The following is a 10134-nucleotide window of genomic DNA, read 5'->3' on the forward strand; positions in this document are numbered from 1 at the left end:
GCACTTTCGGAGGCTCGGCCAGCCCTTTGCAAAGACCTCTGACCGGCCTCTCACGAGGCCATGGGCGGCGGGTCGGACGGCAGGTCGCAAGGGAGCGGGAACATGCGCGGGGTCATCACCGGACGAGAGGTGGTCGCCAACCTGGGGCTCATCTACCGGGAGTTCGGGACGGGCTGCGTGCTGCGCTGCCTGTGGGTCATGCTGAGCGGGAAGACGACGACGTTCCTCGAGGTCGCGTGCCCGCCGGTGGCGAAGCGGTAGCAACGGCACGGGCCGCGGAGGAAGGTTCCCCGCGGCCCGCGCCACCTCACGTCAGGTCACCGCATGAGCGTCACTGCGGGGCGCTGAGCCGCAGCCGCAGCAGCGTCGGCTCCACCCAGGCGCTCGCCTCGGGGCCGCCCGCCTCGGCCTGGGCATCCAGGGAGGCGTCGATGGCGGCCTTCAGCCGGTCGGCACGCGTCGTCACCGCCGGGTGCAGGTCCGCCAGGATGTTGTGGGCCGGCGGCGCGTTCGTGGCGCTGAACAACATGTACATGTCCATCACGTCGTTCATCACCGGGGTGACTTCCACGTCCTGCGGCGTGTCGTGGCCCGACAGCACCGCGTCCTCGCCATACAGCAGACCGCGCAGGTACTCGTCGTGGTCCAGCGACAACGGCAGCGCCAGCGCCGTATAGGCCTGCCACAGGAGCCGCGTGCCCGTCATCCGCTTCGCCTGGAGCTGCAGCGCGTCTCCCGCCTGGCCCATGCGCGTGACGATGCTGCCGTAGAACTGGCGCTGCTGGTCCTTCAGCGCGTCCACCACCCGGGTGCGGATGGCGGCGCGGAAGGCAGGGGCCGGGACGTAGTTGGACGGCGCGATGTCCCGCGAGACGTCGGACCAGCGCTTCGCCATCCACTCCTGGGGGTTGTGCTCGCTGTTCGGGTCGTAGGTGGGCCGGTCCACCCCGCGCACCAGCGTGACGAACTCAGAGCCGCCGGTGAAGCGGTGCTCGTACACGCGCTCGGACTTCAACGCGGACGCCGCAGCGTCCCAGTAGGTGTAGCGGACGTACAGCGTGGACACCAGCCGGTACTTGCGCTCGTACATGCCCCCGAAGCCCGTGAAGACCTCCGAGTAGAGCTGCCAGCTCCCCTCGCCGCACAGGTCGATGGAGGCATGGTCCACGTTCAGGTTGTCCGCGATGAGCAGCGGGCGCAGCACGTCGTGGTTCCAGCGGGCCGGGTCCACGCTGAGGGAGTCCGGCGCGCCGTCTCCGTTGTAGTCTCCCCACTCGCCGCCGCCGCAGGGGACGACGGGCTTCACATCCGGCTTCAGGTAGTGCGCCGCCGGCTCCTGGTCCGGGCCGCCCCACAGGTCGATGCCGTGCAGGCCTCGGGCGGGGCTGTGCCGCCAGTCGGACTCCGCCTGCTCGATGAGCGCCTTCAGCAACGCCCAGTCCCCCTGGTAGCGCGCGTGGAGGCCGGCGAACAGCGGCTTGCCAATGTTGCGCAGCGCCGTGTCCAGCTGCGTGCCCGCGGTGATGAGGCTGCTGTGCCGGGTGGAGACCATCTGCCCGCCGAGCACCGGCTGCTCCTCGAAGAGCTGCGCGTAGGCCTCCGCGCCGGCCATCCAGTCCTTCGGACTGGAGATGCGCTCGCCGCTCAGCATGGGCAGCCCCAGTTGAGAGGGGAACTCGCGCAGGTAGTTGATGTTGTAGGAGAGCTTGTGGGTGGACAACTCGTCCGCGGGGCTGACGTCCGGGTTGGAGCCGAGTCCGTCGATGCCCGCGAGGATGGTGGATTGACGCGCGTCCAACGCGCCCCAGATGGAGAACCGGTCCTCCGCCTGCGAGAAGTCCTTGTAGAGCATGGGCGAGGGGTGACGCGTGTCCCAGCCCAGGTAGCTCCAGGCCGTCAGCGTGAAGCCGTCGTTCTTCATGTCGGTGAAGTACTCGTACATGTTCTGGTCCACGCGGTTGAGCCCGGCGTGCAGCGAGTGCAAGGACGCCTGCACCTCCTCCACGTTCTGGTTCACCCGGCCCAGCTCCCAGTCCACCAGGTCGAAGCGCGCCTGCATGTCGCGGTGGATGTCGTTGAGCTTGCGGTCCACCCGATCGAACCGGGTGAACATCCGCGACTGCATCTGCTCGACGAACTGATGGAGCTTGCGGAGCTCCTCGAGGATGATCTGCTCGATGGGCGGCTCGGCCGCCCCGCGCAGCAGGGAGAAGAGCTGGAAGGCAGCGCCGATGAGCTGCCCGGTGAAGATGGCGCCGCTGACAATCTCGAAGCCCTTCACGCCCAGGTTGAGGAAGCTGGAGACCTTCTCGGCGATCTTGACGGAGCTCTCCGCGTACTTCGCCACCGCCTCCAGCGTCGTGTTCAGCGCGCTGGCGAACCTCACGATGTCCGCTGCGAACTGCGTCTCGCCGTCCTTCTTGAACAGCTCGGCCACCAGGCCCAGGCCGCCCGTCACACCTTCGCGCACGCCGTTGAGCTGGTCCTTGAGCTGGGTGCCCCGCGCCCTCGCCGCGTCGATGGCCGCCTGGAGCGCCGCCTCCTCGGCCGTCGGCGTGCCGGACAGAGACGCCTGGGCCGCGCCGCCCTCCGCCAGGGCCAGCGTCTGCCCCGGCTCCTTCAGCGCGATGGAGGCGCGGTACGCCTGCTCGGCGACGTTCAGGTTGTTGAGCATGTCGGAGTACTGCTGCGCCGCGGACAGGCCCGCGGTGGACGCCGTCAGGATGAAGCCTCGCGCGTCCGCCTTCGTGGTCGACAGGCTCCCGTCGTTCGCCAGCCGGGGCAGCACGAAGGCCGCCAGGGGTCCCATGGGCCGGAGGGCCAGCATCTGCGCCGCGGTCTGCGTGGTCTGGACGCCCACGCCCGCGCCAATGCCGCCGCCGTTCACCACCGCCGCCAACGCGACGTTGCCCTGGGCCAGGTCATGCAGCCGCGACCAGGTCTCCTCGGAGAAGACCTCCGCGTCTCCGTAGCGCTCCACCAGCGAGTGGGCGGTGGCGAGGCCACGCTCCAGGTCCAAGCCATTGTGCATGCTGCCCAGCAGCGACTGCGCATAGGCCCGCAGCGCCTTGCTCGCCGCCGTCGTCGTGGGCAGGTGCGGCTGGGCCCGCGCGAGGATGCGAATCATCGTCCGCACCCGCGGGCCGGAGCCGTCCTTCGCCGGGTCGAAGGGGTAGACGTTCAACGCGGTGGAGACGGCGTTGAGCGCCGCCGTCAGCTCGGCCTGGGAGAGTGCCGGGTTGTCACGGGCCAGGAAGTACGCCACGCCCGCCTGGAGGTGCAGCCGGGGGTCCGGCCGGGACATGGCCACCGCCGCGTACACGCGCCGGTTCACCTCCTGCGCGGTCAGCGAGAAGGTGCCGCGGCACTCCGAGCACAGGATGGGCGCGTCATAGACGGGCGCGCCGCTGCTCCCGGAGGCCGCCCACTGCGCCTGGGCCTGGGCCTGCACCTGCGCCAGGGTGGAGCTGGCGGGCGCCTGGCCCTCCACGAAGCCCGCACCGCACTCCGCGTCCGGCGCCAGGCCGTGGCTGACATCACGGCAAGTGCCTTGGAGCTGCGCGCCGCTCCCAGGGCCGCAGAGGCCCGTCATCGTTCCGCACTGCGCCGCGTCGGTGACCCAGGCGCCGTTCACCTCGCACGTCTGGGGGTTGAGGCAGGCCACCGTGCAGGGCGACTCCACCGTGCCGCACTGCGGTCCCGTGCCCATGTGCGGCACCGGGTAGTTGGAGTAGGTGATGTAGCAGTACTCCTCGCCCACGCCCGCCGCGGCGTGCTTGAGGGCTCCGCCTCCCACGAGCATGGATTCCGAGGTCCCGCCCCCCGGGGGCCTGCCACCGATGTACCAGGTCCAGGTGATGCCCCCCCACGTGGACGCGGGCGCGTTGTCCATCATGTAGTTCTGGGCGCCGACCTCACACGAGGCGTCGGGCCGTGTGCCCAACGGAAACACGGCCTGGTGCACGCCCAACGTGGAACCGAAGTCCGCGTGCCGGCACGTGCCGTAGGACGTACACGTCTTCGGGCTCGTGTCCGCGCCACAGGCCGCGCTCGTCTGCCGCGCGTAACACTCCAGGCTGTAGGTGAAGCCGCCGGTACACATCCATTCACCGGTCGCGATGTCATCCGGCGTGCAGGCGAGGCCGTCCTCGGCGGTCCGGGTGACGACGGGCTCCGCGAGCGGCGGGGTGCCCTGGGGCGCGGGCCCACCGCAGCCCCAGAGCGCCAGCGCGGCCACCACCCCCTGGAGCCAGCGAGGATGCCGGCGACTGGCGGGCGCGTGTGCCCCGGGCGGACACACGTCTCCCCTCAACGACGAATTTCGCGACACATGCATGCAGCAGTTCCCCCTCGTTCGGGTCTGCGACGGCATGGAATGCCGTCCAGCACCGGATACGGAGGGAGCGTGGATTTCTGGTCGTCACGCTGAAATGAAACGGGCCGCGAGGAAGGCTTCCTCACGGCCCGAATCATTCACATGCATGTGCCCGGCAGACGCCGGGCAGGACGGCTAGGGCTCGCCCCGGCGCGGCTTGTCGGAGTCGACCGCGTCCTTGATGGCCCGCTTGGCGTCCTCAATCTTCCCCTTGATGGCGCCCTTCGCGGAATCACGCTTGCCCTCGGCCTCCAGCTCACGGTCGCCGCTCGCGACGCCGGCCACTTCCTTGACCTTGCCCTTGGCCTTGTCGGTCCACTCGCCCATGACGGGTCTCCTTTCACAACAGACAGCGCGTTGGTGTCAGGCAGAGTGTGGGCATTCCAGAAGAGCCGCGCAGGCACCCCAGGGCCCCCCGCCTGGGCGGCAACCAGGTGCGAAGAACAGAGACGGGCAATCCAAGAATTCAGTGCCAACCACTCTCTGACAAGCACTGCATTTCCATACACGCTGGATGAGGCGGAACGGGACTGGACATTGACGGCGAGCAATTCGGGCCGCACGCTGGGGTCACTGCTACCCAGGAGCACCGCTTTCCCGATGGCCACCTCCTCGCTACCGACCCCTGGCGCCCTGCTACGCCGGCTCTACCTGCTGCGGTCTGTCGTCACCACGGTGGCCTTCACGCCCGCGGTCTACGTCGATATGCAGTTGCTCGACCTGTCGGGTGCGCGAGAGTTCAAGATTTTCCTGGGCATCATCACCCCAGTGGTGCTCGGCCTGTGCGCGGTGGTGCAGCCGCTGGTGGTGATGCCGTGGCTGATGAAGCGCGCCCTGAGCGCCCAGGGGACGACGCGGGTGGAGCGGCTCATTCGCATCCCCTCCAGCATCGCCTTCGTGGAGATGATGGTGTCGTGGACGCTGGGCGGCATCCTCTTCAACGGCGGCGCGGTGCTGCTCCTGGACCGGCCGGCGTCGGTGGTGATGGTGGGCGTGGCGGTGGCGGTGAGCGCGGGCCTCTTCAGCAGCCCGCTGGCGTACATGCTGTTCGAACGGGTGATGATGCCCACAGTGCTGGACGCCTATCAGCGCGCGCCCAGCACGAAGCCCGCGGGTGAGGGCTTCGCCACGCGCCAGCTCTGGCTGCTGCCCGCGATGGTGGTCTCCGCGCTGCTTATCACCTGTCTGGCCAGCATCGTCACGCTGCACCTGCGCCTGGAGCGCGGCATGGGCGCGCTGGCGGCGGACCTGGCGGCGCAGGGCGACACCGCGGCGGCCGAGCGCGTCCAGGCCACGGTACGGCCGCTGGAGGCGGAGCTGGTGCAACCGGTGGTGGTGCTCGGCGGGTATGCCGCGCTGGGCTCCATCCTCACCGCGGCCTGGGCGGCCCGCCGGCTGGCCCGGGGGGCTCGCGCGGTGGGTGCGTCCCTGGAGGCCCTGGTGGAGGGCCGCGCCACGCCGCCACAGTGGGTCTCCTCGGATGAAGTGGGCGACCTGGCGGCGTCCACGTGGCAGCTGTACCAGCGGCTCCAGGAGATGCCGCGCTCGCTGCGCGCCTCCGCGGGAGACCTGGCCGACGCGGGCCAGCGGCTGTCACAGGCCAGCTCCCAGCAGAACCAGACGCTGTCGCGGCAGGCCGCGGCGCTGCACCAGGCGCGCGCCACGGCGCAGGAAATCCAGCAGGCGTCCCACGTCACGCACTCGCGCGCCACCAGCATCCTCCAGGTGGCCGAGCGCGCCGCCGCCGTGGGCAAGCTGGGTGAGGAGTCCCTGGCCGGCACGGAGAAGGGGCTCACCGCCATCCGCGACATCGCGGCCGGACTGCACGAGCAGATGCTCGACCTGGAGCAGCGCGCCCGCGAGGTGGGCCGCGTGTCGGAGGTGGTGAAGTCGCTGGCGGACCAGTCCCACATGCTGGCCATCAACGCGGCGATTGAAGCCACGCGCGCGGGCGAGCACGGCAAGGGCTTTGGCGTGGTGGCGCGGCAGATGCGCGACCTGGCGGACCAGTCCGTCCGGGCCACCAACCAGGTGCGCGGCCTGCTGGAGAGCATGGCCGCGGCCACCCAGCAGGCCACGGCGATGTCGGACCAGGGCGCGGAGGGCGTGGCCGAGGCCCTGGAGCCGCTGCGGCACAGCGGCGAACGGCTGCGCGAGCTGGCGGGACTGTCCAAGGAATCCGCGGCGGCGGTGCGACAGATTACGGAGGCCGTGTCGCAGCAGCACGCGGGCGTGGACCAGCTCTTCGCGGCGGTGCGCGAGTTGGATGAGCTGACGACCGACACGCTGCGGCACCTGGACACCACGCAGCAGGCGGCCTCGGCCGTGAGCCACGCGACGGGACAAGTGTCGCAGCTGGCTGAACGCTACGTCTGATGCGGCGGCTCGCCCGTGCTCGAGCGCGGGCCACGGTGCCGCTGCCTCAGCCGTTGGAAGGCGCGTCGTCCTCCGCACGCGCGGCGAGCATGGGCGTCAGACGCCCCTCCGAGCTCAGCACGGGCGTGCGCAGCAGCACGGCGAGCTGGCCCACGAGCACCGCCAGCCGCGTCAGCCGCTCCCGGGGCTCCTCTCCGCCCGCCTCGAAGCTGGCCGCGTCCAGGTAGGCGAGCTGCGCCGAGGCCCGTCCATGCAGCCCCGCCACCCGCTGCTCCAGCGCCGTCAGCCGCGCGCGCAACTCCCCCAGGAACGCCGTCGTCCGGGCCAGCAGCGCGGAGGCCTCATCGAGCGCCCGCGCCCCCTCCTCCGGAGCGCTCCCCGCCAGGATGGCGCGGGCCGAGATGGCTGCGTACAGCGGCGTCCCATCCAGCACCACCGGCGGCGAATCCTCGTCCAGCCAGCCCCGGTCCAGCCACGCCAGCACGGACTCCAGCGCGGCGGGCACCTCGGCACCCGCGCCCAACAGGGGCCAGTTTCGCCGCGTCGCGCGGGACAGGGATTCGCGCAGGAGCGCGCGCAGCGCCTCCAGCGCCTCGGGCTCCAGCAGTTCGGCTTCCCGGACGTGCCCCCAGCGCTCCAGCCGCTCCAACAGCGCGCCGAAGGGCACCAGCACCTCCACATGCACCCGCGCCTGGAGCGCGCCGTAGGTGCCCACGCCGTCGCGGACCTGGAGGCGGTCCGCCCGGAGCGCGGCCACCGCCCCGCGGTGCCGCTCACGCGCATCGGCCAGCCGGGCATCCCCAGGCGGGGTGACGCCCGTCTCCGTCAGCACCTTCCGCACACCCAGGCCCAGTGCCGTCAGCACCAGGCCACCCACCGCGAATGGGATGAAGAAGGGCATGCCTCGCAACTATGCCAGCTTCGCCCCCGTCCCGCCCGGCGGATGCGGGCGGCCCTTCCCCGCCTGCCGGGTGGGCGCGCCACCGGATGGCGCGGCGCTCACCCCGCGCGAGCTTGCGGTGGCGCCTCTGGCTCCAGCGGCGGCACATACGGCCAGCCCGGCAGCGGTCCCTTGCCCGCCTCGCGCGTCAGGTAGTCCGCCGCGATGTTCGCGCTCTCCATGATGGTCAGCAGGCCGCTTCCCGGATGCGTGCCGCCGCCCACGAAGTACAGCCCTTCGATGTCCCGGTTCTTCACCTTCGGCCGCAGCGGCCCCAACTGCAGCCACGTGTGCGACAGGTTGAACACCGCGCCCCGGAACACGTTGAAGTCGTCCCGCCACGTCTCCGCCGTGAAGTAGCGCTCCTCGCGGATGTGCTCGCGCACGCCCTTCAGCCCCACCTTCTCCAGCATGACGGGGATGCGCTCGCGCAGCGCCTGCTCCGTCTTCACCCAGTCCACCGGACGTCCCGTGTTCGGCGTGGGCACCAGCACGTACAACGTCGAATGGCCCGCCGGCGCGCCGGATGAGTCCGTCACGCCCGGATTGCACACGTAGAAGGGCGGGTCCTCCAGGTCGACGTGCCGGTCCTCCAGCGCGTCACGGTCCGTGCGCCGCGCGGACTCCGACAGGTAGATGAGATGGTGCGGCAGGTCGGCGTACACCGTGTCCAGGCCGTAGTACGCCATGAACGTGCTGCACGAATACTTCGCGCGCTCCAGCGCCGCGTCCGTCAGTCGCGAGCCTTCCCGCGCCTCCGCCGGAATCAGCGACCGCGCCGCGTAGGCCAGGTCCGCGTTCACCACCACCGCGTCCGCGTCCAGCACCTCGCCGCCCACGAGCTTCACGCCCACCGCGCGGCCCGCGTCCACGCGCACCTTCTCCACCGGCGTGCCCATGCGGAAGGTGGCGCCCAAGTCCCGCGCGCAGCGCATCATGCCGCGCGACAGCTCGCGGAAGCCGCCCTCCACGTGCCAGACGCCGAAGGCCAGCTCCAGGAAGGGAATCACGCTGAACACCGACGAGCACGTCGTGGGATGCAGGCCCAGGTACTTGGACGGGTACGCCAGGGCGTACGTCACCCGGTCATCGTGGAAGAAGCCGTCCAGTTGCCGGTACAGCGTCTGCCAGGGCTTGAAGCGCAGCGTGGGCGCCAGCCGCCACGGCGCGTAGTAGCCCAGGTTGTCCGCGGAGGTGCAGATGAACTTCTCGTAGGCGATGCCGTACTTCTCCCGCCCGTCCTCCATCCATTGGCGCAGCGCGGACGCCTGCCGCGGACCGAACTTCGCCAGCTCCGCCTCCATGCGGTCCAGGTGCCGGGTGGTGTCCAGGTGCGTGCCATCCCAGAAGTGCACCCGCGTGTTGACGTCCAGCGGGAGCAGCTTGACGTAGTCCTCCAGCCGCCGGCCCGCGCGCCGGAATATCTGCTCCAGCACGCCCGGCAGTTGGAGGATGGAGGGCCCGGTGTCCACCGCGTACTCGCCCGACGCGCCCAGCGTCAGCCCCTTCATCCGCCCTCCGGGCACCGCGTCCTTCTCCACCACGGTGACCCGGAAGCCCTGCCCCGCCAGGTTGATGGCGGCCGACAAGCCCCCCGGTCCCGCACCCACGACGATGACGTGCCGCACGCTGCCTCCCTCGCTTGCCATGCCCTACCGGATGCCAAGGCCCTCCGGTACCCAGGTGAACGGAATCCCACCCACTCATTCACCTGGCGAACGCGCGAACCAGCCAGGACGTTACAAGAGCACCATCCGGCACTGGCCCCCGGGTGGACGCCATTCCAGCCTTCTTCGGCCACCGTGCCACCGCATTCCTCCTCCCACCTGCGCCGCAACGCCGCCGCCTACTGCGTGCTCCTGGTGGGGCTGCTCCTCACCGCCGCGTCGGCGGCCTATGTGCAGCAGAGCATCCATGAGCGCCACCTGCACCGCTTCGACGGCGCGGTCCATGACGGGGTGCTGGGCCTCCAGCAGCGCCTGGAGCTGAACCAGTCCCTGCTCCAGGGGGTGCATGGACTGTTCACCGGCAGCCGCTTCGTGAACCGGGAGGAGTTCGACGCCTACCTGGAGAGCCTGGAGCTGAACCGCAGCTTCCCAGAGATGGAGGGCGTCGGCTTCGCGCGGTGGATTCGGCCGGAGGACGTGGCCCGGTACGACGCGAAGGTCCGCGACAGGCAGGAGCCAGGCCATCCCGTGTGGCCCCCGGGCCCACGCGAGGCCTACACCACCATCATCATGATGAACCCCCTGGACGCGCGCACGCAGCAGGGCCTGGGATTCGACATGCTCACCGAGCCCCACCGCCGGGCAGCGATGCTGCGCTCACTGGGAACGAGGCGCCAGGCCGCCACCCACAAGGTGCGGCTCATCCAAGGCTGGGAGGACGCCGCGGGCCGCGTGGGCATCGTCATCTTCATCCCCGTGTACACCCGAACGAAGGC

The 10134-nt window shown here is 70.6% G+C and carries 7 protein-coding genes; 3 read left to right on the top strand and 4 right to left on the bottom strand.

Annotated elements, in window-relative coordinates; translation table 11 throughout:
- Nucleotides 1-102 precede the first annotated feature (102 nt).
- On the top strand, nucleotides 103-261 hold the full coding sequence (locus tag FMP39_RS37645) for a hypothetical protein (protein ID WP_167371045.1): 159 nt from the start codon (nucleotides 103-105) through the stop codon (nucleotides 259-261).
- A gap of 70 nt (nucleotides 262-331) precedes the next feature.
- Here FMP39_RS37645 and FMP39_RS36240 read toward each other — a convergent pair whose 3' ends face one another.
- Together FMP39_RS36240 and FMP39_RS36245 are read right to left on the bottom strand one after the other, a co-directional pair.
- Complete coding sequence (locus tag FMP39_RS36240) at nucleotides 332-4336, bottom strand: hypothetical protein (protein ID WP_141594517.1); 4005 nt, start codon at nucleotides 4334-4336, stop codon at nucleotides 332-334.
- 174 nt (nucleotides 4337-4510) lie between these two features.
- The gene (locus FMP39_RS36245; protein ID WP_011556857.1) at nucleotides 4511-4702 is read right to left on the bottom strand and encodes a CsbD family protein; all 192 of its coding nucleotides are present in this window, start codon (nucleotides 4700-4702) and stop codon (nucleotides 4511-4513) included.
- 273 nt (nucleotides 4703-4975) lie between these two features.
- Between FMP39_RS36245 and FMP39_RS38625 the strand changes: the two genes are divergently transcribed.
- Complete coding sequence (locus FMP39_RS38625; protein ID WP_141594518.1) at nucleotides 4976-6751, top strand: methyl-accepting chemotaxis protein; 1776 nt, start codon at nucleotides 4976-4978, stop codon at nucleotides 6749-6751.
- Between the two features lie 46 nt (nucleotides 6752-6797).
- On the opposite strand, the gene FMP39_RS36255 is transcribed toward FMP39_RS38625, so the two are convergent.
- Both FMP39_RS36255 and FMP39_RS36260 read right to left on the bottom strand, forming a co-directional pair.
- Nucleotides 6798-7652, bottom strand: a complete 855-nt coding sequence (locus FMP39_RS36255) for a hypothetical protein (RefSeq protein WP_228558629.1) — start codon at nucleotides 7650-7652, stop codon at nucleotides 6798-6800.
- Between the two features lie 98 nt (nucleotides 7653-7750).
- On the bottom strand, nucleotides 7751-9340 hold the full coding sequence (locus FMP39_RS36260; protein ID WP_141594520.1) for an NAD(P)/FAD-dependent oxidoreductase: 1590 nt from the start codon (nucleotides 9338-9340) through the stop codon (nucleotides 7751-7753).
- 153 nt (nucleotides 9341-9493) lie between these two features.
- Between FMP39_RS36260 and FMP39_RS36265 the strand changes: the two genes are divergently transcribed.
- Nucleotides 9494-10134: CHASE domain-containing protein (locus FMP39_RS36265; protein ID WP_228558630.1), on the top strand; the 641-nt coding region annotated here is incomplete at its 3' end.

Origin of the sequence: Myxococcus sp. AB056 (genome assembly GCF_006547365.1) — a bacterium.
Lineage (GTDB): Bacteria > Myxococcota > Myxococcia > Myxococcales > Myxococcaceae > Myxococcus > Myxococcus virescens.